The 25584-nt window shown below is 68.1% G+C and carries 18 protein-coding genes; 8 read left to right on the top strand and 10 right to left on the bottom strand.

From position 1 onward, the window contains the following. Nucleotides 1-72 precede the first annotated feature (72 nt). Both K7G19_RS17365 and K7G19_RS17360 read right to left on the bottom strand, forming a co-directional pair. Nucleotides 73-1575, bottom strand: a complete 1503-nt coding sequence (locus K7G19_RS17365) for a tripartite tricarboxylate transporter permease (RefSeq protein ID WP_149317834.1) — start codon at nucleotides 1573-1575, stop codon at nucleotides 73-75. A 10-nt stretch (nucleotides 1576-1585) separates the two neighbouring features. After that, complete coding sequence (locus K7G19_RS17360) at nucleotides 1586-2047, bottom strand: tripartite tricarboxylate transporter TctB family protein (protein ID WP_006578403.1); 462 nt, start codon at nucleotides 2045-2047, stop codon at nucleotides 1586-1588. Nucleotides 2048-2576: 529 nt separating this feature from the next. On the opposite strand from K7G19_RS17360, the gene K7G19_RS17355 reads away from it, so the two are divergent. After that, on the top strand, nucleotides 2577-4307 hold the full coding sequence (locus tag K7G19_RS17355; protein WP_226108312.1) for a potassium/proton antiporter: 1731 nt from the start codon (nucleotides 2577-2579) through the stop codon (nucleotides 4305-4307). 8 nt (nucleotides 4308-4315) lie between these two features. On the opposite strand, the gene K7G19_RS17350 is transcribed toward K7G19_RS17355, so the two are convergent. The 4 genes from K7G19_RS17350 to K7G19_RS17335 form a co-directional block, all read right to left on the bottom strand. Further along, a complete protein-coding gene (locus K7G19_RS17350) occupies nucleotides 4316-7210 on the bottom strand; it encodes a hypothetical protein (RefSeq protein ID WP_226108311.1) in 2895 nt (964 codons plus the stop codon). Nucleotides 7211-7435: 225 nt separating this feature from the next. Then, complete coding sequence (locus tag K7G19_RS17345; protein ID WP_226108310.1) at nucleotides 7436-8464, bottom strand: tripartite tricarboxylate transporter substrate binding protein; 1029 nt, start codon at nucleotides 8462-8464, stop codon at nucleotides 7436-7438. Nucleotides 8465-8600: 136 nt separating this feature from the next. After that, nucleotides 8601-9059 carry a DUF2214 family protein gene (locus K7G19_RS17340; RefSeq protein WP_149317838.1) on the bottom strand — a complete coding sequence of 153 codons (459 nt, stop codon included), beginning with the start codon at nucleotides 9057-9059 and terminating at the stop codon, nucleotides 8601-8603. Nucleotides 9060-9276: 217 nt separating this feature from the next. Beyond that, nucleotides 9277-10497 carry a CaiB/BaiF CoA-transferase family protein gene (locus tag K7G19_RS17335; protein WP_149317839.1) on the bottom strand — a complete coding sequence of 407 codons (1221 nt, stop codon included), beginning with the start codon at nucleotides 10495-10497 and terminating at the stop codon, nucleotides 9277-9279. Between the two features lie 422 nt (nucleotides 10498-10919). Between K7G19_RS17335 and alaS the strand changes: the two genes are divergently transcribed. Next, nucleotides 10920-13544, top strand: a complete 2625-nt coding sequence (alaS, locus tag K7G19_RS17330; protein WP_226108309.1) for an alanine--tRNA ligase — start codon at nucleotides 10920-10922, stop codon at nucleotides 13542-13544. Between the two features lie 186 nt (nucleotides 13545-13730). On the opposite strand, the gene K7G19_RS17325 is transcribed toward alaS, so the two are convergent. Further along, nucleotides 13731-14966, bottom strand: a complete 1236-nt coding sequence (locus K7G19_RS17325) for a GNAT family N-acetyltransferase (RefSeq protein WP_226108308.1) — start codon at nucleotides 14964-14966, stop codon at nucleotides 13731-13733. A 186-nt stretch (nucleotides 14967-15152) separates the two neighbouring features. Between K7G19_RS17325 and K7G19_RS17320 the strand changes: the two genes are divergently transcribed. Further along, complete coding sequence (locus K7G19_RS17320; protein ID WP_226108307.1) at nucleotides 15153-17303, top strand: NAD(+) synthase; 2151 nt, start codon at nucleotides 15153-15155, stop codon at nucleotides 17301-17303. A gap of 81 nt (nucleotides 17304-17384) precedes the next feature. Beyond that, entirely contained in the window at nucleotides 17385-17723 is a 339-nt protein-coding gene (glnK, locus tag K7G19_RS17315; protein WP_006578394.1) for a P-II family nitrogen regulator, read from the top strand. 155 nt (nucleotides 17724-17878) lie between these two features. Here glnK and K7G19_RS17310 read toward each other — a convergent pair whose 3' ends face one another. Both K7G19_RS17310 and trxB read right to left on the bottom strand, forming a co-directional pair. Continuing rightward, nucleotides 17879-18577: a Smr/MutS family protein gene (locus tag K7G19_RS17310; protein WP_226108306.1), complete on the bottom strand. Its 699-nt coding sequence runs from the start codon at nucleotides 18575-18577 to the stop codon at nucleotides 17879-17881. A 108-nt stretch (nucleotides 18578-18685) separates the two neighbouring features. Beyond that, entirely contained in the window at nucleotides 18686-19633 is a 948-nt protein-coding gene (gene trxB, locus K7G19_RS17305; protein ID WP_149317842.1) for a thioredoxin-disulfide reductase, read from the bottom strand. Nucleotides 19634-19817: 184 nt separating this feature from the next. Between trxB and K7G19_RS17300 the strand changes: the two genes are divergently transcribed. From K7G19_RS17300 to K7G19_RS17285, 4 genes are all read left to right on the top strand, one after another. Further along, complete coding sequence (locus K7G19_RS17300) at nucleotides 19818-22142, top strand: DNA translocase FtsK (protein ID WP_226108304.1); 2325 nt, start codon at nucleotides 19818-19820, stop codon at nucleotides 22140-22142. Between the two features lie 225 nt (nucleotides 22143-22367). Next, nucleotides 22368-23024 carry an outer membrane lipoprotein chaperone LolA gene (gene lolA, locus K7G19_RS17295; protein ID WP_149317844.1) on the top strand — a complete coding sequence of 219 codons (657 nt, stop codon included), beginning with the start codon at nucleotides 22368-22370 and terminating at the stop codon, nucleotides 23022-23024. After that, entirely contained in the window at nucleotides 23021-23428 is a 408-nt protein-coding gene (locus K7G19_RS17290) for a hypothetical protein (protein WP_226108301.1), read from the top strand. Before lolA ends, K7G19_RS17290 begins: the two co-directional genes overlap by 4 nt. 179 nt (nucleotides 23429-23607) lie before the next feature. After that, complete coding sequence (locus K7G19_RS17285; RefSeq protein ID WP_149317846.1) at nucleotides 23608-24663, top strand: Fe(3+) ABC transporter substrate-binding protein; 1056 nt, start codon at nucleotides 23608-23610, stop codon at nucleotides 24661-24663. Between the two features lie 33 nt (nucleotides 24664-24696). Here the strand turns inward: K7G19_RS17285 and K7G19_RS17280 are convergent, their stop codons facing one another. After that, the gene (locus K7G19_RS17280; protein ID WP_226108299.1) at nucleotides 24697-25443 is read right to left on the bottom strand and encodes a hypothetical protein; all 747 of its coding nucleotides are present in this window, start codon (nucleotides 25441-25443) and stop codon (nucleotides 24697-24699) included. Between the last annotated feature and the right edge of the window lie 141 nt (nucleotides 25444-25584).

Below are 25584 nucleotides of genomic sequence, written 5' to 3'. Positions count from 1 at the left end.
GTTCGACCCGACCCCCCCAAAAAAAAACGGGGTGCCGGCTGGCACCCCGTTTCACGTGTTGCGTGTTGCTTCTTACTCTTCCTGGAACGCTTCCTCGCGCTTGGCCTTGATCGACGGCAGGGCCACGATCAGCACCAGGATCGCGGCGGCGATCAGCAGGCTCAGCGACAGCGGACGGGTGAAGAATACCGTGAACTCGCCACGCGAGAGCAGCAGCGTGCGGCGGAAGTTCTCTTCCATCATCGGTCCGAGCACGAAGCCGAGCAGCAGCGGCGCCGGTTCGCACTTGAGCTTCAGGAACAGATAGCCCACCACGCCGAAGGCCGCGGTCTGGAACACGTCGAAGGTGGTGTTCTGGACCGAGTAGACGCCGATACAGCAGAACGTCAGGATGGCCGGGTACAGGAAGCGGTAGGGCACCTTCAGCAGCTTGACCCAGATGCCGATCAGCGGCAGGTTCAGGATGATCAGCATCAGGTTGCCGATCCACATCGAGGCGATCAGGCCCCAGAACAGCTGCGGGTTGCTGGTCATCACCTGCGGACCCGGCTGGATGTTGTGGATCGTCATCGCACCGACCATCAGCGCCATCACCGCGTTGGGCGGAATGCCCAGCGTCAGCAGCGGGATGAAGGAGGTCTGCGAAGCGGCGTTGTTGGCCGACTCGGGACCCGCCACGCCTTCGATCGCACCCTTGCCGAACTCGTGCGGATACTTCGACGACTTCTTCTCCAGCGTGTAGGCCGCGAACGAAGCCAGCGAGGCGCCGCCGCCCGGCAGGATGCCCAGCGCGGAACCGAGCACGGTGCCGCGCAGCACCGCCGGGATCATGCGCCTGAAGTCTTCCTTGGTCGGGAACAGGTTGGTGATGCTGTCGGTGAAGGTCTCGCGCTTTTCGCGTTGCTCCAGGTTCGCGATGATTTCCGCGAAGCCGAAGATACCCATCGCCACGGCCACGAAGTTCAGGCCGTCGGTCAGTTCCGGCACGTCGAACGAGAAGCGCGCCGCGCCCGAGTTCACGTCGGTACCGACCAGGCCCAGCAGCAGGCCCAGCACGATCATCGCGATCGCCTTGACCAGCGAGCCCGAGGCCAGCACCACCGCGCCGATCAGGCCCAGCACCATCAGCGAGAAGTACTCGGCGGGGCCGAACTTGAAGGCCAGTTCCGACAGCGGCGCGGCAAAGCCGGCCAGGATCAGCGTGGCCACGCAGCCGGCGAAGAACGAGCCCATGCCCGCGGTCGCCAGCGCCACCCCGGCGCGGCCACGCCGCGCCATCTGATAGCCATCGATGGTTGTCACCACCGAGGACGATTCGCCGGGCAGATTGACCAGGATCGCGGTGGTCGAGCCGCCGTACTGGGCGCCGTAGTAGATGCCCGCCAGCATGATCAGCGCGGCCACCGGCGGCAGCGTGTAGGTGATCGGCAGCAGCATCGCGATGGTCGCGAGCGGTCCCAGGCCGGGCAGCACGCCGATCAGCGTGCCGAGCAGGCAGCCGAGGAAGGCGTAGGCCAGGTTCTGGAAGGTCAGGGCGGTCGAGAAGCCGATGCCCAGGTTGGTTAGCAGTTCCATCTGGCGCTCCTTAGCCGGTAATGAAGGCCGGCCACACCGGCATCTGCAGATTGATGCCGTAGACGAAGGCGCCCATGCTGATCAGCACCAGCACGATGGTGTTCAGGATCGCGCCGCGCCAGGTGAACTCGTGGCTGGCCATCGAAGACACCAGCACCAGCACGATCACCGACAGGACCATGCCCAGCGGCTTGAGCAGCAGGCCGAACAGCACTACCGAACCGAGGATCCACAGCAACAGCTTGATATCCCAGCGGGCCAGTTCATCGCCCTCGCCCTTGCTGGACATCGATCCGATCAGCACCAGCACGCCCAGCAGGGCAAGCACGACGCCGAGCCAGAACGGGAAATACCCCGGACCCATCTTCGCGGCGGTTCCCATCGAATAGCCGCGAGCGACCCAGGAAAAGCCGAATCCGACCAGGATGAACATCAGGCCGGAGGCAAAGTCCTTTTGGCTACGTATGCGCAAAATGATTCTCCTCGATTTGACAAAACTGGCGCTTGCGGTGCTGTGAGCCGCGCGTCGATGCGCTGGTCTCATGGCGTCGCGACGGGCCGTTGCAGCGTTTGTGCGGTGCAACGAAACCACGCGCGGCACCCTCCCCGTCCGCAGGCAGGGGGAAGGTAAGGCGGCGACCTTTCAGCGACCTTTCAGATGTCTGCAAACTTGGTCAATGTGAGGGTATCTCCCTAGGTCCGCGCAGAGGCGGTCCCGCGCATCGCGCGGGACGGGGATGCGCCGGGCCAAGGGGGGCCGACATGGCCGTCGGCTATCATCGGCGGCGCGGCGGCCGTCATGCTGCGCTGTCACGCCTGTGCGCCTGTGCGCCTCTGCGCCCGCAGCGCCGCTGCACCAGTGCCCAGTGCGTCAGTGCGTCGTGCGTCAGTGCGTCAGTGCGCCAGTGCGCCAGTGCGCCAGTGCGTCGTGCGTCAGTGCGCCGGTGCGTCGCCGCGTGGTTGTCTCCGCCTCCTCCACCGTAATCGTTGCAAGGGCCAGTTTGGAAAGCATTGAACACGTGATCCTGATCGGCGCCGTGGTGATGTCCCTCGGCATCGTCGTCGGCGCCTTCTCTTCGCGCATCGGCGTGCCGTTTCTGCTGGTATTCCTGCTGGTCGGCATGCTGGCCGGTGTCGACGGCCCGGGCGGCATCCGCTTCTCCAATACCTGGCTCAGCTTTCTGGTCGGCAATCTGGCGCTGGCCGTGATCCTGCTCGACGGCGGGCTGCGCACGGAGTACGCGACCTTTCGGGTCGCGTTGCGGCCGTCGCTGGCGCTCGCCACGGTCGGCGTGTTGCTGACCACCGGGCTGGTCGGCCTGTTCGCGGCCTGGGTGCTCGAGATCGACTGGAAGCTCGGCCTGCTGCTGGGCGCCATCGTCGGCTCGACCGACGCGGCCGCGGTCTTCTCGCTGCTCAACAGCAGCGGGGTCCGGCTCAAGGAGCGGGTCGCCAGCGTGCTCGAGATCGAATCGGGCATCAACGATCCGATGGCGATCTTCCTGACGCTGACGCTGATCGAGTGGATCCATGCGCCGGAAGGGCTGAGCGGTGGCGCGCTGCTGTGGCGGCTGCTGGTGCAGTTCGGCGTCGGCGGCGCGATGGGGCTGGCGCTGGGCTATTGCCTGGCCAATGTGCTGGAGCGCATTCGGGTGGCCGAGGGCCTGCAGGCGATCCTGCTGTGTTCGGGCGGCGCCATGGTGTTTGCGATCGTGCAGACCGCAGGCGGCAGCGGATTTCTGGCCGTGTATCTGACCGGCATGCTGATCGGCAACCGCGACCGCGCCGTGAGCCCGGACGCGATGCGGGCGATGGATGGCATGGCGTGGCTGGCCCAGTCGGCGATGTTCCTGCTGCTGGGCCTGCTGGTGACGCCGCACCGGATCTGGGACGTGGCGGTGCCAGCGATGGCCGTGGCGCTGTTCCTGATGCTGGTGGCCCGCCCGCTCGCGGTCTGGATCTCGCTGCTGCCGTTCCGCTTCAACGCGCGCGAGAAGGGCTTCATTGCCTGGATGGGACTGCGCGGCGCGGTGCCGATCGTGCTGGCGCTGTTTCCGCTGCTGCAGGGCATGCCCGATGCCGGCCTGTTGTTCCGCATCGCCTTTGCCGTGGTGCTGGCCAGCCTGCTGCTGCAGGGAACCACGGTGCCGCTGGCCGCGCGGCTCGGCCGGGTGCTGCGGCCCGCGTATCCCGAGCCGCTGGCGCGCGAACGCCTGCACGGCACGCGCGCACCGGCGATGGACCTGATGCAGTTCGAGGTCGAGCCCGAGTCCGCGGTAACCGGCGTGCGCGCGGACCGCGTCGAATTGCCGCCGCGTTGTCGACTGATGACGGTGGCCCGCGGCGAGGCGCTGGTGCCGCTCGAGCAGGCCGTTCTGCAGGCCGGCGATACGGTCTCGGTGCTGGCGCCGGCGAGCAGCGTGCCGACGCTGGCCCGGCTGTTCCGCACGCCGGAGCGCGCACCGGCATGGCAGCAGGTGCCGCATGACTTCGTGCTGTCGGGCGACGCGCTGCTGCGCGATGTGGCCGGGTTGTATGGCACGCGGGATCTGACGCCGGGCGAGTATCCGTCGACGCTGGAGGCCGCGATGCTGAACGCCTTCGCCACGCCGCCGGTGGAGGGCGACACGGTGGAGATTGCGGGCCTGACCTTGACCGCGGTGCGCATGGAGGATGGCCGGATCGTGCAGGTGGGGTTGAGGTTGCCGCGGCAGGCCAGCGCAGTGCAATAGCCAGTGGGTCAGCGCAGGGCCCCTATGTTGACCAACTGCTGCACCGTCCAGCCGAGCACGGGGGGCAACTTGCCGCGATAGAGGTTGAGCACGATCTTGCTGACGGGGAGCTTGCTGCCTTGCAGTTGGAGCCTGGAGGGGTCCACCTTGCCGGCATCGCGGGCTTCGCGTGCCTCGCGATGCGGGGCCGGCGCCTCCATGCCGGCGATGCGTATCGCCGAGACCACCCATTGCAGCGAATGGGCGAGGGCATCGAGGGACCGGTGCACCGCCTGGATGTCCTCCCGGTATGGCGCGGCAACGGCGTCCGGCAGATCGCCGGTATCGACGAGCGGCTCGACATATTCGCGCCGTATCCTGTCAATCAGCGGTACAGCGCGCGCCGCCGCCTCGCGCAACGCCAGCGCTTTGCGGCGCGTGGCGTTGTTCGCCTCGATCTCGCCGTGGGGGTTCATCGCTGCCAGCCAGCGCGGCAACAGCGTGCCGGCGCGCTCGAGCACATCGCAGACCGTTTCCAGCATGCCGGCCCTGGACCTGCTGCCCTCGAGCGCGTCGCGCAGCGCCCGCTCGATATCCCGCTTGGCATCCACCATCTTCGCCACCGATCGCTGGCGCAGCTGCGCGATGTTGGCGTCCAGGCGGTTTTCCAGCGCATTGGCGGTTTCGCCGAATGTCCTCGAGGCATGCCGGTCGGCCTGGTCCCATTGCTGCAGGAAGCCGTGTTCGAGCGCCTCGGAAGGGGGCGCTACCTGGCTGTCCGCTTCGGGGTCGTCCATGCCGTGATCGGCCATCCGGGCGCGATACACGTCGCGCAGGCTGGACCATTCCTGCAGAGAGGCGTTCAGCCTGCGGGCTATCTCGACCGCGAGCCGCTCCTCTTGCTGTCCGGTGTCTTGCTGACGCCTGGCCTCCAGGCGCCGGTTGTGCGCGTTCATCAGCCGGCCGGTAACCTGGATGCTGGCCAGGTCGAGCAGCGTCGCGGCCACCGCACCGGCCGGCACGCTGGCGGTCCAGTCCGCCAGCGCGGGATACAGGCCGCGCAACTCCTCCAGCCTGGCTTCGGCCAGCAGGATTTCGCGGCGCACATGGTCCATCACCCTGTGCCGTTCGCGCAGGAACGGCTTGATCGCGGGAAAGATGGCCCCGATCACATCGGGCGGCCCGAGCTCGCCGCTGCGGATGCAGTCGCGCAGCGCATGCACGCCGGCCTGCCAGCGTGTCTCCAGGGGGATCGCTGGATGGCTGGCGCTCTGGCGCAGCGCGTGCATGTGGTCTTCCGCAAAGTCGTCCAGCAGGGCCGCGACGCTGTTGCAGATGTCCGCGATCGGCCAGCGCTGGTAGAAAAAGCGTGCGAACAGCTTGCGGGCGCCGGTCAGCATGGGCCGGTAGTCAAGCGGCACGGCATTGGTTTCGCCTGCATCGAGCGCGGCGGACAGCCATTGGAAGTCGCTGCTGTCGAGTTCGCCCCGTGTGGCCTCGTCAAAGGGGTGCCGATCGCTGGCGCGCACCAGCACGGCGATGGCTGCGGCACGATCATGGCCGTGGCCGAGGTCATGCAGATATTGCAGGTTGCGGGCCACGAGAAATTGCCGCAAATAGGCCGGCGCCGACAATTTCGCATCGACGATGCGCAACAGTCCCGACTCGTCCATGCGCTCGCCGCGCGCGGTGTGGCGATCGACTTCCTGGCGTACGGCCTGGCACAGGCCCTTGACGAGATCGGCCCGGATCAGGTCGCGCTGCTTCAGCACCGCGAGGTCGCCGTCCAGCTGCGCGCGCGCCTGGGCACGGCGCTGCATCAGCGCGCGCATGTGCGGCATGTCCTGGCTGAGCGGGTTCCATGCCAGCTCGCCATCGCAGCGGCGCAGCACGTCGTACAGCTCGCGCTCCTTCAGTTCGGCGAGCAGCCTGGTGCGCGCGGCCAGCAGCCCTGACAGCGTGTCGTCGCCAGCGTCGACGGTGTTGCACGCATCCGGCGCCGCGGTGCCGTGCCGGACTGCTTCCCCCTCGGCGTTGCCGACAGCGCTCGCCAGCCGCGACCGCTCCTGGGCGAGGCGGGCTTCGTTCTGCTTCAGGTCGCGCATCAGTTCCCCGTACCGCAGCTCGGCCAGCAGTCCCGCTACCGCGGCTTCCCGGTCGCAGGTCCTGCGTTCGCCGGAATTCATCGCCGCATGCTGGATCGGTCCGGAGCGCAGGCGGCGATCGTATTCGCGCAACCATCGGTCGCGGCCAGCGACGTTGTTCGGGCCCGCCAGTTCAGGGGCGCAGCTGGCCAGCGCGGACTTGAGCAAGGCCGGATCGCGGCGGCGCGCCCGCGCGGTTTGCGCCTGCAGCCCCAGCTTCAGCTGTTCGGCGACGTAGGCGCGCGTCGCCGGAAACGGACAAGGCGCACCGGCGCCGGCGGTCTCGCTCAACCCCAGGCTGATGCCATCGAGCATCGCGTACAGCGGTGTCGCCGACGACGAGGTGGCGGCCGGTGTCATCAGCTCGGCATAGAGCCGTTGATTGGCCCGGTCCACGGACACGGCGCGCCGAAACAGCACGAACACCTGCTGCAGCGCCGCGTGCGACAGATAGGTGCCGCGCTCGATCCGGTCGGCGATCGTCAGCCCGGGCACGCGGTCGCCAGGCAGTGCCAGGCTGGCGCGGCACAGGCGTTCGCGCACCGCGGCGCCGCCGCGCCGTTCGATGGCCGCGATCAGCGCGCGCCATGACGCCTGGTTGCGTGCCGCGTCGGCACTGGTCTTGCCGATACGGAACAGGCGGTGGAACCCGGCGCGCAGCGCCATCCCGAAGCTGCTGCCGAGCTCCAGCGTCCCATCGGCGCCGCACCGCACCTGATAGGTACAGTGCCAGGCGGCAGGCGGCAGCGGCATGTCGAAGTCGATGTGGCCGGCGTTCACGATGTCTCCCTGGTGGTTGTCTCGATGCAGGCGCGCGTCCGCGGTGGCGTGGCATCAAGGTATGGGAGAGACCGCGTCGCAGCTTGCGCAAACATTGTTAAATCGGTCCGCGCGGAAGCCCACCTGTCAAAAAAGGAAACGGCCCGCTGCCCATGACAGGCAGCGGGCCGCGATTGCGCCAGCCGGGTGAATCGACGCGGACGCGTCAGTCCAGGTCAGCCCACGTCAGTCCACCTTCGCGCCCGACGCCTTGACGATCTGCGCGTACTTCTTCAGCTCGCGCTGCACCAGCGCGCCGAACTGCTCGGGCGTGGTCGGCGCGGGCTGGGCGCCGATGCGGGCCATGCGCGCCTTCATCTCGTCGGTCTTCAGGATCGCGACGATCTCGCGATTGAGGCGGTCCACGATGTCGCGCGGCAAGTTGGCCGGCGCGAACACGCCGAACCAGGTCGAGATGTCGAAGCTCTCCAGGCCCAGGCCCTTGCCCGCTTCGGCGATGGTCGGCAGCTCCGGCACGGCGCTGGCGCGCGCCGGCGTGGTCACGGCGAAGGCCTTGAGCTTGCCCGCCTTGATATTGGCGCTGGCCGAGGCCAGGTTGTCGAAGATCAGGTCGGTCTGTCCCGACAGCACCGACAACTGGGCCGGCGCGGCGCCGTTGTAGGGGATATGGACCATGCTGACTTTGGCCAGGCTCTTGAACAGCTCGCCCGACAGATGGCCGGCGCTGCCGTTGCCGCCGGACGCGTAGTCGAGCTTGCCGGGGTTCTTGCGCGCATATTCGACCAGGTCGCGCACCGATTCGATATGCAGCTCGGCCGCCTTGCCCGGATGCATCACCAGCACGTTGGGCACGTCCGCGACCAGCGTGATCGGCGTGAAGTCCTTGATCGGGTCGTACGGCATCTTCGCGAACAGGGTCGGGTTGATCGCGTGCGTTGCCACCGCGCCCATCACGATGGTGTAGCCGTCGGCCGGTTGGCGCGCCACGTAGTCGGCGCCGAGGTTGCCGCCGGCGCCGGGCCGGTTCTCGATGACGACGGGCTGCCCGAGCGAGTCCTTGAGCTTGTCGCCGATCGCGCGCGCGACGGTGTCGAGCGGGCCGCCGGCCGGATAGGGCACGACGAAGCGGATCGGCTTGCTCGGCCAGGCGGCGGCAGGCGGTTGCGCGGCCGCCGGGGCGGCAAACAGGGCGGCGCCGACGGACGCCACAAGGGCGGCCGCGCTCAGCGCGTTGGCGGCGAAGGTCTTGAACATGGTAGCCAGTCAGCAGGTTGGGAATCGGTGGGCGCGGCGGGTCCGCCGGCGCCTCGTATGGTCTTGGTGGTGTTGATGGTCTTGGTGACCCTGGTTGTCTTCGTGGTCCCGTGCTCGGCAGGGCGAGCGCCGGAACTCAGCCGCGGATACCCAGCCCGCGCGCCATCATCACGGCGCACAGGGGCAGCAGGATCAGCAGATGCGCTTCGACCATGACCCAGCGGCGCGCCGCCTTCAGTTCGGCGTCGGACGGCACGAAGCCGGCCTGGCCGGCGGCCTGCGCGCGCCAGCGGCGGAAGCGGAAGGTCGGCGGCAGCGAGCACAGCGCGATCAGCACGAACACCGTCATCTTGGCGTGGAACCACGGGTTGGGCAGATAGAACTCGACGCCTTTGGCGCCATAGAACAGCCGCAGCAGGCCGGTGGCCAGCGCCGCCATCGCGGAGCCGAAGTACAGCAGATCGTAGATGCCGACCCGGCGCACCGCCGCCGGCGTGATGCCGGGCCGCAGCACCACGGCCTCGGCGACCAGGAAGGTGATCAGCGCGAAGATGGACAGGAAGTGGAGAAAAGCGAGCAAGGCATCGATCTGCATGGGTACTCCGGCTCGGTTCAGGGTGGGGAAGGGGTTGGGGAATCGGTGCGGGCGACGGCCGGCCCCTTGGCCGCCGCCTCGTCATTCATCGCAATACGTCGATCGACTTGTCGATCAACTTGTCGATCAACTCGCCGATCGATCCGTCGTTCTACTCGTCATTCCAAGCGTCATTCCAAGCGTCATTCCAGGCGGCATTCCAGGCGACATCGGCCCGTCACAGCACGCCCTTGGCCCGCAGCTCGGCGATGCGCTCCGGCGTATAGCCGAGCATCTCGCCCAGCACCGCATCGGTGTGCTCGCCCAGCAGCGGCGGGTGGCGGACCGCCTGCGGCGGCGTGGCGCTCATCTTGATCGGGCTGCCGACCAGCTTGACCTCGCCCGCGCTCGGGTGCGGCAGGTCCACGCGCAGGCCGCGCGCCTTGACTTGGGCGTCCTCGAACACATCGTCCAGCGTATTGATCGGGCCGCACGGCACGCCGGCCGCCTCCAGATCGGCGATCCACTGCGCGCGCGTGCGCGGCTTGACCATCTCGGCGAGGATCGGCACCAGCGTGTCGCGGTTGGCCACGCGCTGCGGATTGGTGGCGAAGCGCGGATCGGCCGACAGTTCGGGCCGGCCGCCGGCCTCGACGAACTTGCGGAACTGCCCGTCGTTGCCGACCGCGACGATGATCCAGCCGTCGGCCGCCTGGAAGGTCTGGTACGGCACGATGTTCGGGTGCGCGTTGCCCCAGCGCTTCGGCGCGACGCCGCTGGCCAGGTAATTGGTGTTCATGTTGGCCAGCATGGCGACCTGCACGTCGAGCAGCGCCATGTCGATGTACTGGCCCTCTCCGGTGCGGTCGCGGTGCGCCAGCGCGGCCAGCACCGCGATGGTCGCGTACTGGCCGGTCATCAGGTCGGAGATCGCCACGCCGGCCTTCTGGGGGCCGCCGCCGGGCAGGTCGTCGCGCTCGCCGGTCAGGCTCATGAAGCCGCCCATGCCTTGGATGATGAAGTCGTAGCCGGGGCGGGCGGCGTAGGGGCCGGTCTGGCCGAAGCCGGTGACCGAGCAGTAGATCAGGTCAGGCTTGACCGCCTTCAGCGATTCATAGTCGAGCCCGTACTTCTTCAGCTGGCCGACCTTGTAGTTCTCCAGCACCACGTCGCTCTGCGCGGCCAGTTCGCGGACCAGCTGCTGGCCCTCGGGCGTGCTGATGTCGCAGGTCACCGAGCGCTTGTTGCGGTTGGCGGCGAGGTAGTAGGCCGCCTCGGCGGTGTCGCGGCCGGACTCGTCCTGCAGCCACGGCGGGCCCCAGGTGCGGGTGTCGTCGCCGGCGCCTGGCCGTTCGATCTTGATCACGTCGGCGCCGAAGTCGGCAAGGTTCTGGGCGCACCAGGGCCCGGCGAGCACGCGGGTCAGGTCGAGAACGCGGAGGTGGCTTAAAGCTCCCATGGGAATATCAGGCGGTATCGGTGAGGCGGCTGGACGGCGAATCGGGCAGGGCGGCGACATTGGCCGGCGGAACGGTCCCGCCGGACGGGCCCGCGGAACCGGGCCGGCAGCACGGGCCCTTGAAGCGGGCCGGTGAAGCGAGCCGGCGAGACGGGTCCGGCAAAACCAGAGGTCACCGGCGCGCAGGCGGGCGGGCCGCCGCCGGCCCGGACAGCCAGCACTGTACCACCGGCGGGTCGCCGGAGGCACATCCAGGGACCGCGGCAGCGGTGTCGCTTGCATGCCGCGCAGGCCGCCGGGGCGCGGCCGCAACCGCCGGTCCAGCCTGCCGTTGCGGCCGCGTTCCCCGTATAATCAACGGTTTGCAAATCCAATCCGACTGCGCCCTGCGATGTCCATGCGGGGACGCCTTGCCCCCAAACATGAAAGTCTCCGACATCCGCAGCAAGTTCCTGCAGTTCTTCGAATCGAAGGGCCATACCGTGGTCCGCTCGTCGAGCCTCGTGCCGGCCAACGATCCGACGCTGTTGTTCACCAACTCCGGCATGGTGCAGTTCAAGGACGTCTTCCTCGGCACCGACAAGCGGCCCTACTCGCGCGCGACCTCGTCGCAGCGTTCGGTGCGCGCCGGCGGCAAGCACAACGACCTGGAAAACGTCGGCTATACCGCGCGCCACCATACCTTCTTCGAGATGCTGGGCAACTTCTCGTTCGGCGACTACTTCAAGCGCGAGGCGATCCAGTACGCATGGGAGCTGCTGACCAAGGTCTACAACCTGCCGGCCGAGAAGCTGTGGGTCACGGTCTATGCCGAGGACGACGAGGCCTATGACATCTGGGCCAGGGAAGTCGGCGTGCCGGTCGAGCGCATCGTGCGGATCGGCGACAACAAGGGCGCGCGCTATGCGTCCGACAACTTCTGGCAGATGGCCGACACCGGCCCCTGCGGCCCGTGCTCGGAAATCTTCTACGACCACGGTCCGGACGTGTGGGGCGGCCCGCCGGGATCGGCCGAAGAGGACGGCGACCGCTACATCGAGATCTGGAACCTGGTGTTCATGCAGTTCAACCGGGACGAGCAGGGCAACATGACGCCGCTGCCCAAGCCCTGCGTCGACACCGGCATGGGCCTGGAGCGCATCGCCGCGGTGCTGCAGCACGTGCACAGCAACTACGAGATCGACCTGTTCCAGGCACTGATCCGCGCCGCCGCGCGCGAGACCGGCACCGACGATCTGGCCAACAACTCGCTGAAGGTCATCGCCGACCATATCCGTGCCTGCTCCTTCCTGATCGTCGACGGCGTGATTCCGGGCAACGAGGGTCGCGGCTACGTGCTGCGCCGGATCGTGCGCCGGGCGATCCGCCACGGCTACAAGCTGGGTCGCAAGACGCCGTTCTTCCACAAGATGGTGGCCGACCTGGTCGCGCAGATGGGCGAGGCCTATCCGGAGCTGGCCGAGGCCGAGCCGCGCGTGGTCGAGGTGCTCAAGGCCGAGGAAGAGCGCTTCTTCGAAACCATCGAGAACGGCATGAGCATTCTCGATGCGGCGCTGGCCGACCTGAAGGCCAAGGGCGGCAACATGCTGGACGGCGAGCTCGCGTTCAAGCTGCACGACACCTACGGCTTCCCGCTGGACCTGACGCAGGACGTCTGCCGCGAGCAGCAGGTCTCGGTCGACGAGGCCGCCTTCGACGCCGCGATGACGCGCCAGCGCGAGCAGGCCCGCGCCGCCGGCAAGTTCAAGATGGCCGCCGGCCTCGAATACACCGGCGCCAAGACGACCTTCCACGGCTACGAGAAGCTGGTGCTCAACGATGCCAAGGTGGTCGCGCTGTATGTCGACGGCGCCTCGGTCGATGTCATGCAACCGGGCCAGACCGGCGTGGTGGTGCTCGACCACACGCCGTTCTACGCCGAGTCGGGTGGCCAGGCGGGCGACCAGGGCGAACTGAAGGCCGGCGCCGCGGTGTTCGCGGTGGCCGATACGACCAAGGTCCAGGCCGATGTGTTCGGCCATCAGGGCACGCTCGGCGGCGCCGCGCTGAAGGTCGGCGACACCGTGACGGCCGAGGTGGACGCCCTGCGCCGCGCGCGCACGATGCGCAACCACTCGGCCACCCACCTGATGCACAAGGCGCTGCGCGAAGTGCTGGGCAGCCACGTGCAGCAGAAGGGCTCGCTGGTCGACGCCGACAAGACCCGCTTCGACTTCTCGCACAACGCACCGCTGACCGCGGCGCAGATCCGCGAGGTCGAGGAGATCGTCAACGCGGAGATCCTGCGCAACGAGGCCACCGGCGCCGAGCTGATGCCGTTCGACGATGCCGTCAAGAGCGGCGCGATGGCGCTGTTCGGCGAGAAGTACGCCGACGAGGTGCGCGTGCTGTCGATCGGCAGCTCGAAGGAACTGTGCGGCGGCACCCACGTGGCCCGCACCGGCGATATCGGCCTGTTCAAGATCGTGGTCGAAGGCGGCGTCGCGGCCGGCATCCGCCGGGTCGAGGCGATCACCGGCGACAACGCGCTGCACTATCTGCAGTCGCTCGATTCGCGCCTGAACGAGGCCGCGGCCGCGCTGAAGGCGCAGCCGAGCGAGCTGGTGCCGCGCATCGGCCAGATGCAGGACCAGGTGCGCGCGCTGGAGAAGGAGCTGGAGCGCCTGAAGAGCAAGCTGGCCGCGTCGCAGGGCGACGAGCTGGCCAGCCAGGCGATCGAGATCAAGGGCCTGAAGGTGCTGGCCGCCCAGCTCGAAGGCGCCGACGTCAAGACGCTGCGCGAGACGATGGACAAGCTCAAGGACAAGCTCAAGAGCGCGGCGATCGTGCTCGGCGCGGTGCAGGACGGCAAGGTCAGCCTGATCGCCGGCGTCACCGCCGACGCGACCGGCAAGGTCAAGGCCGGCGAGCTGGTCAACTTCGTCGCCCAGCAGGTCGGCGGCAAGGGCGGCGGCCGTCCGGACATGGCCCAGGCCGGCGGCACCGAACCGGCGAAGCTGCCGGCGGCGCTGGCGGGCGTGGGCGAGTGGGTGGCGGCGAAGGTTTGAGGGTTCGCTTGCCGCGCCAGCACGCACACCGCGATGGCTGGCTCCCCTCTCCCACCTGAGGGAGAGGGGCTGGGGGAGAGGGTATAGGTATAGGGCGTCGGCAAGCGCTGACGGCGTTGGGCAGAACAGCTTGCCTTTCCCTCTCCCCCGATCCTGTCCCGCACACGGGAGAAGGGGAACACCTGGCTAGCCAGCCCCGCCACCTTCCGCCGTCTTTGCATACGGCGTCCTGTCGTTCAATTCATCCAGATACGCATCGATGCCCGCGCGCTCGCGTGCGAGAAAGCGTTCGACCGCATCGGCGAAGGCCGGGTGCGCGAGCCAGTGGGCCGAGCGCGTGGCGACCGGCAGGAAGCCGCGCGCCATCTTGTGTTCGCCCTGCGCGCCGCCCTCGAAGGTGCGGATCCCGTGTTCGATGCAGAAGGCCAGCGGCTGGTAGTACGCGGTCTCGAAATGCAGGCAGGGATGGTGTTCGAGCGCGCCCCAATAGCGGCCGTACAGCGTGCTGACCGCGGGATCGTCGTCATAGACGAGCAGCGAGGCGGCGATGTCGCGCCCGTCGCGCCGCGCGATCACCAGCAGCAGATGCTCGGGCATCGCCGCGCCGATGCGCTCGAAGAAATCCAGGTTCAGATACGGCGTCGATCGATGCTCGCGATAGGTCTGCCGATAGCAGCGATGGAACAGCCGCCAGTCGTCGGGGCCGATCTCCGTGCCGCGCAGATGGCGGAACGCGATGCCGGCCTCGGCGACGCGGCGCCGTTCGGCGCGGATGTTCTTGCGCTTCTTCTGCGACAGCGTGGCGAGAAACGCGTCGAAGTCCGGATAGCCGGGATTGGTCCAGTGGAACTGCACGCCGTGGCGCATCATCATGCCGGCTTGCTGCATCAGCGCGGCCTCGGCCCCGTCGGGGAACAGCACATGCAATGAGGACAGCTGGCTCTGCTCGGCCAGCGTCAGCGCGACCTGCAGCAACAGCTCGCGCGACACCGCGTTCTCGGCCAGCAGACGCGTGCCCTGCACCGGCGTGAAGGGAATCGCCGACAGCCACTTGGGGTAGTACTCCAGGCCGTTCTGCGCATAGGCATCGGCCCAGGCCCAGTCGAACACATACTCGCCGTACGAGTGCGCCTTGGCGTAGAGCGGCATCGCGGCGGCCAGGCGCTCGCCATGGGCGACGTCCCCGCCGTCCTTCCACAAGGTCAGATAGCGCGGGCTCCAGCCGGTGTCGTCGCTGGCGCTGCCGCTCGCATGCAGCGCATGCAGGAAGGCATGGCGCAGGAAAGGCGTGCGGCCGGGCTGCCGCGCCAGCAGGCCGTCCCATTCGGCCGGCGCGATGTCGGCCAGGTTCTCGACGATACGCGTGCGATAATTCTCGGGTCGCTCCGCCTGCATGGCGGCGCTGCCTGCGTGGGATGGCATGGACTTGCTTGCTTTCACGGTGTGCCTTGCCGAGGTCCGCGGGACCGGCGGCTGGAAAGTAGATGCGGGTGGATGCGGGGCGGATGCCGACGTCGCATTATCGCCCGTGGCCGCGAATTGCATCTGTCCGGCCTGTCCGGCCTGTCCGGCGCCATGCCGGCCCTGCGCACAACAAGGGTGTTCGAGATGAGCCGATTCTTCAATCTGTATTCCCATGGCTTCGTGCGCGTGGCGGTCGGCGTGCCGCGCTGCAAGGTCGCCGATCCCGACTTCAACGCACAGCAGACGATCGCGCTGGCCCGCGAGGCGGCCGACGCCGGGGCCGCGCTGGTGGCCTTCCCGGAGCTGGGTTTGTCGGCCTACAGTTGCGACGACCTGTTCCACCAGAAGACCCTGCTCGACGCCTGCGAGCGCGCCCTCGGCGAGATCGTCGAGGCCTCGCGCACGCTGCCGTGCGCGCTGGTGGTCGGCATGCCGCTGCGCGTCCAGCATCTGCTGTTCAACTGCGCGGTCGTGGTCGCCGGCGGCCAGCTGCGCGGCGTGGTGCCCAAGAGCTTTCTGCCGAACTACTGGGAGTTCTACGAGGCGCGCCAGTTCAGCGCGGCCGACTGCGCCACGGTCGAGCAGATCGACCTGCTCGGGCAGAGCGTGCCGTTCGGCGCCGGGCTGCTGTTCGAGATCGAGAACATCCCGCTGTTTCGTTTCCATGTCGAGATCTGCGAGGACGTCTGGGTACCGATCCCCCCGTCGTCGTTCGCCTCGCTGGCCGGCGCCACGGTGCTGGTCAATCTGTCGGCATCGAATATCGTGATCGGCAAGTCCGGCTACCGCCATCAGTTGGTGTCGCAGCAATCGGCCCGTTGCCTGGCGGCCTATCTGTACAGCTCGGCCGGCAAGGGCGAATCGACCACCGACCTGGCCTGGGACGGCCAGGCGCTGGTCTACGAGAACGGCGAACTGCTGGCCGAATCGGAGCGCTTCGCCGACGACTCGCACATGATCTTCGCCGACGTCGATCTGGAGCGGCTCTCGCGCGAGCGCATGCACATGACCACGTTCGGCGACTCGGTGCGCCGCCATGCCGGCGAGGTGGCGAAGTTCCGCACGGTCGGCTTCGTTCTCGGCGTCGACGAGGACCGCAATCTGCCGCTGCAACGCCGCGTCGAGCGCTTCCCCTATGTGCCGGCCGACCGCAGGCGGCGCGACGAACGCTGCAACGAGGTCTACCAGATCCAGGTGCAGGCGCTGGTGCAGCGGCTGTCGGCCACCGGCATCTCCAAGGTGGTGATCGGCGTGTCCGGCGGTCTCGATTCGACGCATGCGCTGCTGGTCTGCGCCAAGGCGATGGACCGGCTGGGCCTGCCGCGCGCCAATATCCTCGGCTTCACGATGCCTGGCTTTGCCACCAGCGACCGCACGCTGCAGCAGGCCAGGCGGCTGATGGAAGTGGTCGGCTGCACCGCGCGCGAGATCGACATCCGGCCGAGCTGCCTGGCGATGCTCAAGGACCTCGGCCACCCGTTCGCCGACGGCAAGCCGGTCTACGACGTGACCTTCGAGAACGTGCAGGCCGGCGAGCGCACCAACCACCTGTTCCGGCTGGCCAATCACCACAACGGCATCGTGATCGGCACCGGCGACCTCAGCGAGCTGGCGCTGGGCTGGTGCACCTATGGCGTCGGCGACCACATGTCGCATTACAACGTCAATGCCAGCGTGCCGAAGACGCTGATCTCGCATCTGGTGCGCTGGGTCGCCGAAACGGGCCAGATCGGTGCGGGCGGCACCGAGGTGCTGCTCGACGTGCTGGGCACCGATATCAGCCCCGAACTGGTGCCGGGCGATTCGAACGACAAGCCGGGCCAGAAGACCGAGAGCGTGATCGGGCCCTACGAGCTGCAGGATTTCAACCTGTACTACACGCTGCGCTTCGGCTTCACGCCGTCGAAGGTGGCCTACCTGGCGCTGCACGCCTGGGGCGACCGCGAGGCAGGGCAGTGGCCCGAGGAGGCCCATGTCGCGCGCAACCAGTACGAACTGGCCGACATCAAGCGCAACCTGCGCATCTTCCTGGATCGCTTCTTCCGCACCAGCCAGTTCAAGCGCTCGTGCGTTCCGAACGCGCCGAAGGTGGGCTCGGGCGGTTCGCTGTCGCCGCGCGGCGACTGGCGCGCGCCCAGCGACAGCGAGTCGACCGCGTGGCTGGCCGAACTGGACCGCATTCCGGACACCGCGCCTGCGCGCAACGGCGTCGGCAACAGCAGCAGCAACGGCAGCAACGGCAACCGCAACGGCAAGGCGGCCGCGAAGGCCGGCAATCGACACGACAAGGGGTGATCCCCAGCCCGCTTTGGCGCGCCATCGCGCCGCGCGGGCTAGAATCTTGCATCAATCAATCACGACAGAAAGGGGGCCGACATGAAGCAAATTACCGCCATCATCAAACCGTTCAAGCTGGACGAAGTGCGTGAGGCGCTGGCCGACGTGGGCGTGACCGGCCTGACGGTCACCGAAGTCAAGGGTTTCGGCCGGCAGAAGGGCCACACCGAGCTGTATCGCGGCGCCGAGTATGTGGTCGACTTCCTGCCGAAGATCAAGATCGAGGTGGTCGTGGCCGAGAGCCAGCTCGATACCGTGCTGGACGCGATCGTCAAGGCGGCCCACACCGGCAAGATCGGCGACGGCAAGATCTTCGTCACCGAGATCGAACGCGTGATCCGGATCCGGACCGGCGAGCAGGACGAAGCGGCGGTGTAAGGCGGGAAGACTCGCTGCCTCGATGGGCTTCTCCCTCTCCCGCTGGCGGGAGGCGCGGGAAGAGGGCCGGAAGAGAGACCCGGCAGAGGGGTCCGGAAGAGAGGTCCGGGACAGGGCAGCGAGGTCAGCGTTCGATCAGGCGCGCCAGTCGGCCATCACGCATACGGCTGGCGCAGCAGCACCATCAAGGCCCCCGAGCCGCCCTCGGCGCCACGCGCCTCCACGAAGGCCAGCACTTCCTCCTTCTGCACCAGCCAGCTGCGCACCTTTCCCTTGAGCACCGGTTGCTTGTCGGGCGAGCCGTTGCCCTTGCCGTGGATCACGCGCACGCAACGCACGCCGCGCCGCACGCACCGCCGCAGGAATTCGGCCAGCGCCTCGCGCGCCTCGTCGCGGCGCAGTCCGTGCAGATCGATCCGGTCCTGCGGCACCCATTCGCCGCGCCGCAGCTTGCGAATCACGTCGTTGCCGATGCCGGGACGGCGGAACGACAGCGTGTCGTCGGTCTCCAGCAGGTTTTCCACATCGAACTGATCCGACAGCGAGGCCGCCAGCACCGCCTGGTCGTCGAGCTGGCTTTGCACCGGTACCGGCTCGGGCCGCCTGGCCGGCGGCGTCACGCGGTTGCGATCGCGCAATGTCTGGACATTGCCGATGCTGTTGCGGAACACATTGGCTTCGGCGGCCGCCTGGCGCGCGGCTTCCTCGGCGGCGAGGCGCTCGGCCTCGCGGCGCTCGGCATCGGCCTTCATCTGGTCGCGCAGGCGTGCCAGATCGTCGAGGCCAAGGCGGGTACGGGCGGGAATGGGGGAAGAACCGGCAGGGCGGCCGGATTTGCTGGCACCGTGCTTCATGATGGCAAAAGCGGCACCGCCGCGGGGCGGCGGGCAGGACCGTGAAACCGGCAAGGTAACACGATCCGGCGCCGCCGGTGGCTCGCCTGGCGGCGAGCCGGAACGACCTTACTTCAGCGCTTCGACGTAGCGCTGCGCGTCGAGCGCGGCCATGCAGCCGGTGCCGGCGCTGGTGATGGCCTGGCGATAGACGTGGTCCTGCACGTCGCCGGCGGCGAACACGCCCGGGATGTTGGTGGCCGTGGCGTCGCCCGACAGGCCGCTCTTGGTCACGATATAGCCGTTGTTCATCTCGAGCTGGCCGACGAACAGGTCGGTGTTCGGCTTGTGGCCGATCGCGACGAACACGCCCGCGAGCTTGCGGTCCTCGGTGGCGCCGCTCTGCACATTGCGGATGCGCACGCCGGTCACGCCCGATTCGTCGCCCAGCACCTCGTCCAGCACGGTGTTCCACACGATCTCGACGCGGCCTTCCTTCTCGCGCGCCAGCAGGCGGTCGACCAGGATCGGCTCGGCGCGGAACTTGTCGCGGCGATGGATCACGGTGACCTTGCTGGCGATATGCGACAGGTACAGGGCCTCTTCGACCGCGGTATTGCCGCCGCCGATCACCGCCACTTCCTGGTTCTTGTAGAAGAAGCCGTCGCAGGTCGCGCAGGCCGACACGCCGCGGCCCATGAAATTCTCTTCGGACGGCAGGCCCAGATACTGCGCCGAGGCGCCGGTGGCGATGATCAGCGCGTCGCAGGTGTACTCGCCGGCGTCGCCGATCAGGCGGATCGGACGCTCGGTCAGCTTGGCCGTATGGATGTGGTCGAACACGATTTCCGTGTTGAAGCGCTCGGCATGCTCCAGAAAGCGCTGCATCAGCTCGGGGCCCTGCACGCCGTTCGGATCGGCGGGCCAGTTCTCCACGTCGGTGGTCGTCATCAGCTGGCCGCCCTGGGCCAGGCCGGTGATCAGCACCGGCTCCAGGTTGGCGCGCGCCGCGTAGACGGCGGCGGTGTAGCCGGCGGGACCGGAACCGAGAATCAGCACTTTCGCGTGTTTGGCCATGATGCGTTCCTGTGGCCGGCGTGCGCGGCGCGCCGGCATGGGTAATCGAAAACCCGCATTATAAGTGGACCGGCGTGGGCGCATTGTTGCAAATTCCAATGGCGGCGATAGCCTGCGGGGGAGGTAAAATGCCGCCACCGCAATTCCGTACGGCGCCGTGCCGCGCCGCGATCCGTACCCACGCATGGCCAGAACCACCACGACCACCCGCACCGATCCCTCCGTCCTGCCTTCCCGCATCGGCAAGCTGTTGGGAGAAGTGCGCTGGTTCCTGCTGCTGGCCGCGACGCTGGCCTTCCTGTGCATCCTGGCCAGCTACAGCAAGGCCGATCCGGGCTGGTCGCACGCCAATCAGGTGGCGCAGATCCATAACCTGGGCGGCCGCGTCGGCGCCTGGATGGCCGACGTGCTGTTCTTCATCTTCGGCTTCTCGGCCTACTGGCTCGGCGTGCTGCTGGTGCGCCGCTGCTGGCGCGGCTGGCGCGTGCTGACCGCCGAGTTCCCCGACCAGGTCGGCGAGGCACGCCAGGGCGTGGTGGTCAGCTGGATCGGCTTCGGCCTGACGCTGGCCGCCAGCATGGGTCTGGAGGCGGTGCGCATGTATCCGCTGCGCGAGGCCCTGCCCCGCGCCCCCGGCGGCGTGCTGGGCGATCTGCTGGGCGGCTGGCTGCAGACCGCGCTGGGCTTTACCGGCGCCACGCTGCTGTTGCTGTTGATGCTCGCGATCGGCCTGTCGCTGTTCTTCCATTTCTCGTGGCTGTCGGTGTGCGAGAAGGTCGGCGGCTTCGTCGAGACCGCCTTCCTCGGCTTCAAGGCGCGCCGCGAAAGCAAGCAGGACCGCATCATCGGCGAGGCCGCCAAGGTCGAGCGCACCGAGACCGTCGAGGTCCAGCGCGTGCGCATCGAGGAGGCGGCGCCGGTGCAGATCGTGCGCCCGCAGGCGGTGCCCAAGCACGAGCGCGTCGAGCGCGAGAAGCAGCAGCCGCTGTTCGCCGACCTGCAGGATGCCGACCTGCCGCCGCTGTCGCTGCTGGACCCGGTGCCGGTGTCGCAGGAGACCGTCAGCGCCGAGACGCTGGAATTCACCTCGCGCCTGATCGAGAAGAAGCTCAAGGACTTCGGCGTCGAGGTCAAGGTCGTGGCCGCCTATCCGGGCCCGGTGATCACCCGCTACGAGATCGAGCCGGCCACCGGCGTCAAGGGCAGCCAGATCGTCAACCTCGCCAAGGACCTGGCGCGCTCGCTGTCGCTGGTGTCGATCCGCGTGGTCGAGACCATCCCGGGCAAGAACTACATGGGCCTGGAACTGCCGAATCCGAAGCGCCAGGCGGTGCGCCTGGGCGAGATCCTGGGCTCGCAGGTCTACAACGAGAGCGCCTCGCAGCTGACGCTGGCGCTCGGCAAGGACATCGCCGGCAAGCCGGTGGTCGCCGACCTGGCCCGCATGCCGCACTGCCTGGTCGCCGGTACCACGGGCTCGGGCAAGTCGGTCGGCATCAACGCGATGATCTTGTCGCTGCTGTACAAGGCCAAGGCCGACAGCGTGCGGCTGATCCTGATCGACCCCAAGATGCTGGAAATGAGCATCTACGAGGGCATCCCCCATCTGCTGTGTCCGGTGGTCACCGACATGCGCCAGGCCGGCAATGCGCTGAACTGGGCGGTCGGCGAAATGGAGCGCCGCTACAAGCTGATGAGCAAGATGGGCGTGCGCAATCTGGCCGGCTACAACAAGAAGATCGACGAGGCCGCGGCGCGCGAGGAAAAGATCCCGAACCCGTTCAGCCTGACGCCGGATGCGCCGGAACCGCTGGACAAGCTGCCGATGATCGTGATCGTGATCGACGAGCTGGCCGACCTGATGATGGTGGTCGGCAAGAAGGTCGAGGAGCTGATCGCGCGGATCGCGCAGAAGGCGCGCGCGGCCGGCATCCATCTGGTGCTGGCGACGCAGCGTCCCTCGGTCGACGTGATCACCGGCCTGATCAAGGCCAACGTGCCGACCCGGATCTCGTTCCAGGTCAGCAGCAAGATCGACTCGCGCACGATCCTGGACCAGCAGGGCGCCGAGGCGCTGCTCGGCATGGGAGACATGCTGTACCTCGCGCCGGGCACCGGCCTGCCGGTGCGCGTGCACGGCGCCTTCGTCTCGGACGACGAGGTGCACCGGGTGGTCGACAAGCTGAAGGAAGCCGGCGAGCCGAACTATATCGAGGGCATTCTCGAGGGCGGCCTGGTCGACGGCGAGATTGGTGTCGACGGGCTGGGCGGCGGTGCCGGCATCGGCGGTGGCGGCGAGGCCGACCCGCTGTACGACCAGGCGGTCGAGGTCGTGCTGAAGAATCGCCGCGCGTCGATTTCGCTGGTGCAGCGCCATCTGCGCATCGGCTACAACCGGGCCGCGCGCCTGCTCGAGGACATGGAGAAGGCCGGCCTGGTGTCGGCGATGTCCGGCAACGGCAACCGCGACATCCTGGCACCCGGCGGCGCCGCCGCGCGCGAGGAGTAGCGCGCCGGCCGGCGGGTAATATGCCGTTACGCCTGTCACGCTTGCTGACGGCCGCGGACGGAATCCACCGCCGGTCCCTCGCTCTAACCGACACATCATGCGGACAGGCCACGGCGCACGCGACGCTTCCGCGCCCGTGAACCGTAGGTCGGAAGTCGCAAGTCGTCCCGCATCAACGCGAATCAAAGCGAATCGTCGCGATTCACCAACACAAGGATCGATTGCATGCCTAATCGCGTACTGGCGTCCGCCCTTGCCACCATCGGCACCGCCGCCACCCTGGCATGGGCCGCGCTGGCCCCGGCCACCGCGCAAGCCGCCGCCACCGATCAGTTGAAGACCTTCGTCACCACCGTCAAGAGCGCCCGCGGCGAATTCACGCAGCGCCAGGTCAAGGGCACCGGCGAGGCGATGCGCGTCACCGGCACCTCGAGCGGCACCTTCGTCTTCTCCCGCCCCGGCAAGTTCGCCTGGCGCTATACCAAGCCCTACGAGCAACTGCTGCAGGCCGACGGCCAGACGCTCTACATCTACGACAAGGACCTGAACCAGGTCACCGAGCGCAAGCTCGACGCCGCGCTGGGCTCGAGCCCGGCGGCGATCCTGTTCGGCAGCAACGACCTGGAGAAGAGCTTCGTCGTCAAGGACGGCCCCACCCGCGACGGCATCGAATGGCTGGAGCTGACGCCCAAGGCCAAGGACACGCAGTTCGAGCGGATCGGCATCGGCTTCAAGGCCGGCAATCTCGAAGCGATGGAATTGCGCGACGCCTTCGGCAACACCACGCTGCTGACCTTCTCGGCGATGCAGAAGAACCCGTCGCTGCCGGCCGACACCTTCCGCTTCAGCGTCCCCAAGGGCGCCGACGTGATCCGCCAATGAGGCCCGCCACCTTGCGTCGCGCGGCCCTGGTGCCGGCGCTGGTCGCGCTGCTGACGCTGGGCGCCTGCGCCGGCGGCAAGACCGCGGCCGCCAGCCGGCAGTTCGATATCGACGCCTTTCTGCGCGCCCCCGACACCACGCTGGCCGAGGTGCTGACCAACCCGGATTTCCTCGCCGCCACGGCCGCCTCCGCGCGCGACTGCGCGACCATGCTGCAGTCCGAGCGCAGCGGCGTGCTGGAGGAGTTGCCGGGCGCGGCGCGCGGCGACGCCTGGCTGCTGCGGCCGACCGGCCAGCCGGGCCGGGTCTGGCTGGTGACCCAGCGGCGCGGCGGGGAACGTGGCTGCCACGGTCCGCTGCCGGCCGATGCGGTCGGCGCGTTGGTATCTCGCGCCAGCGGCTGAGCCGTGACCATGCCGGGGCGGACCATTCCCGCCTGGTGATATTCCCGCCCGTGAACGCCCCTGTCGCGGCCGTTCCACGCGGGGAAACCGACATTGACGCCGAAAACGGGAATCATTATTGTTTGCGCTCGCCCGCCGGCATTCGGCCAGCGGCGCAACCGCAAAGCCCGGAGGAGTCCATGTACGTGTTTCGTCGTCTGCTGCCCGCGGCGGCAGCTCTCACCATGGCGGCCAGCGCCGCGTCGATTCCCCTGGCCGCGATGGCCCAGGGCTCCCAGGAAAAGGTGCTGAACCTCTATACGGCCCGGCACTACCAGACCGACGAGGCGCTGTACAGCAACTTCACCAAACAGACCGGCATCAAGATCAATCGCATCGAGGGGCAGGAAGACCCGCTGCTCGAGCGGATCAAGAGCGAGGGCGCCAACAGCCCCGCCGACGTCTTCATCACCGTCGATATCGGCCGCCTGTGGCGTGCCCAGCAGGCCGGCGTGTTCGCGCCGGTCAAGTCGAAGGTGCTCGAGTCGCGCATCCCCGCCAACTTCCGCGATCCCAACGGCGAATGGTTCGGCTTCTCGGCGCGCGCCCGCGTGATCGCCTACAACAAGGACACCGTCAAGCCGGGCGACATCAAGACCTACGAGGACCTGGCCGACCCGAAGTGGAAGGGCAAGCTGTGCACGCGCTCCAGCGGCCACGTCTACAACCTGTCGCTGATCTCCAGCCTGATCGCGCATGACGGCGAAGCGAAGACCGAGCGCTGGGCGCAGGGCGTGGTGGCCAATCTGGCGCGCACGCCCAAGGGCGGCGACACCGACCAGCTCAAGGCCGTGGCCGCCGGCGAATGCGATCTGGCGATCTCGAACACCTACTACATCGCGCGCCTGCTGAAGTCGACCAAGCCCGAGGACAAGGCGGTCGCGGACAAGCTCGGCGTGGTCTGGCCGAACCAGGACAGCCAGGGCGTGCACATGAACATCTCGGGCGGCGGCATGCTCAAGCACGCGCCGAACAAGGAGTCGGCGGTCAAGTTCCTGGAGTACCTGGCCAGCGACGAGGCTCAGGCCTACTTCGCCAACGGCAACAACGAATGGCCGGTGGTGCCGAGCGTCAAGGTCGCCAACCCGGCGCTGGAAGCACTGGGCAGCTTCAAGGCGGACCGCATCAACGTGGCCGAGCTCGGCAAGTATCAGCCGGTTGCGCAGAAGCTGGCGGACAAGGCCGGCTTCAAGTAAGCGCCGACGCAAGGGCGCGGCCGGTGCCGGTCCTCACGACGGATCGCCGCCGGCCGCGTCGTCGTTCGCGCCGCCGCCTTTAACGGAGCCGGCGGTGCTGGCGCTCTCCGCGAAGCCCGTCTTGCCGTCCGGCCCCTCGACGCGGCGGAACGTCAGCCGCGTGCTGCTCGACAGCGCCCGCCTGGCCATGCGGCGCTGCAGTTCCCGCCGCGCCAGGTTCATCTGGCCCACCGTGCCGCTGCCATACGGCTCCTGATTCAGCGCGGCGAACGTCGCCAGCGTGGCCCGCAACGCCGCCAGCGCGGCCTGCGCATCCTTCTTCAGCAAGGCATCGAGCGCCTGCCGGGCGCGCACCTGGGCCTGCAACAGCGCATCCCCGGGGTTCGACTTGGCACGCACCGCGTCCTGCGGCAATTGCACGGTGCCGGCCAACCGGCGCAGCCCTGCGCGCACCAGGCCGCCATCCATCGCTGCTTCCTGCATGACCCAGACCGCATCGTGGCGCAGCCACGGCTCGGCATCGGACAACCTGCGCAGCAGCGCCGACTGCAATCCCGGCACGTCGAAGCGGCCGGTGCGGCGGATCGCATTGATGGCGATGCGGCGCAGTTGCGGATGTTCATCGTCGAACAGTTCCTGCACCACGCGCTCGGCGATGCCTTCCTTGACCACCAGTTCGGCGAGCTCGGTGGCGAAGCCGATCTCCTGCACTGCGGTCAGCTTGTTCTGGCTGGCCAGGCGCGACATCTTGAAGACCAGCATCCGGTAACGAATTTGCATACGACTCCCGCCCTTCGTGTTCGAGGAAAGCGGGCCGCCTGCGCGGCCCAGCTTGGCATTCACGGGATATCGGCGGAAATGGCGGCGGTCTTTAATTCGGCATCGAGAGGAGGTCAGCCCACCTGCACCGATGCAGGTACG

Source organism: Cupriavidus sp. DB3 (assembly GCF_020418465.1).
Lineage (GTDB): Bacteria > Pseudomonadota > Gammaproteobacteria > Burkholderiales > Burkholderiaceae > Cupriavidus > Cupriavidus cauae.
This window is presented reverse-complemented; position numbering and strand designations above follow the sequence as displayed.

Coding starts and splice junctions, on each gene's coding strand:
- K7G19_RS17345 (WP_226108310.1), bottom strand. CDS start 8,464: ATGTTCAAGACCTTCGCCGCCAACGCGCTGAGCGCGGCCGCCCTTGTG.
- alaS (WP_226108309.1), top strand. CDS start 10,920: ATGAAAGTCTCCGACATCCGCAGCAAGTTCCTGCAGTTCTTCGAATCG.
- K7G19_RS17310 (WP_226108306.1), bottom strand. CDS start 18,577: ATGAAGCACGGTGCCAGCAAATCCGGCCGCCCTGCCGGTTCTTCCCCC.
- K7G19_RS17320 (WP_226108307.1), top strand. CDS start 15,153: ATGAGCCGATTCTTCAATCTGTATTCCCATGGCTTCGTGCGCGTGGCG.
- glnK (WP_006578394.1), top strand. CDS start 17,385: ATGAAGCAAATTACCGCCATCATCAAACCGTTCAAGCTGGACGAAGTG.
- lolA (WP_149317844.1), top strand. CDS start 22,368: ATGCCTAATCGCGTACTGGCGTCCGCCCTTGCCACCATCGGCACCGCC.
- K7G19_RS17290 (WP_226108301.1), top strand. CDS start 23,021: ATGAGGCCCGCCACCTTGCGTCGCGCGGCCCTGGTGCCGGCGCTGGTC.
- K7G19_RS17365 (WP_149317834.1), bottom strand. CDS start 1,575: ATGGAACTGCTAACCAACCTGGGCATCGGCTTCTCGACCGCCCTGACC.
- K7G19_RS17325 (WP_226108308.1), bottom strand. CDS start 14,966: ATGCCATCCCACGCAGGCAGCGCCGCCATGCAGGCGGAGCGACCCGAG.
- K7G19_RS17280 (WP_226108299.1), bottom strand. CDS start 25,443: ATGCAAATTCGTTACCGGATGCTGGTCTTCAAGATGTCGCGCCTGGCC.
- K7G19_RS17300 (WP_226108304.1), top strand. CDS start 19,818: ATGGCCAGAACCACCACGACCACCCGCACCGATCCCTCCGTCCTGCCT.
- K7G19_RS17340 (WP_149317838.1), bottom strand. CDS start 9,059: ATGCAGATCGATGCCTTGCTCGCTTTTCTCCACTTCCTGTCCATCTTC.
- K7G19_RS17335 (WP_149317839.1), bottom strand. CDS start 10,497: ATGGGAGCTTTAAGCCACCTCCGCGTTCTCGACCTGACCCGCGTGCTC.
- K7G19_RS17285 (WP_149317846.1), top strand. CDS start 23,608: ATGTACGTGTTTCGTCGTCTGCTGCCCGCGGCGGCAGCTCTCACCATG.
- trxB (WP_149317842.1), bottom strand. CDS start 19,633: ATGGCCAAACACGCGAAAGTGCTGATTCTCGGTTCCGGTCCCGCCGGC.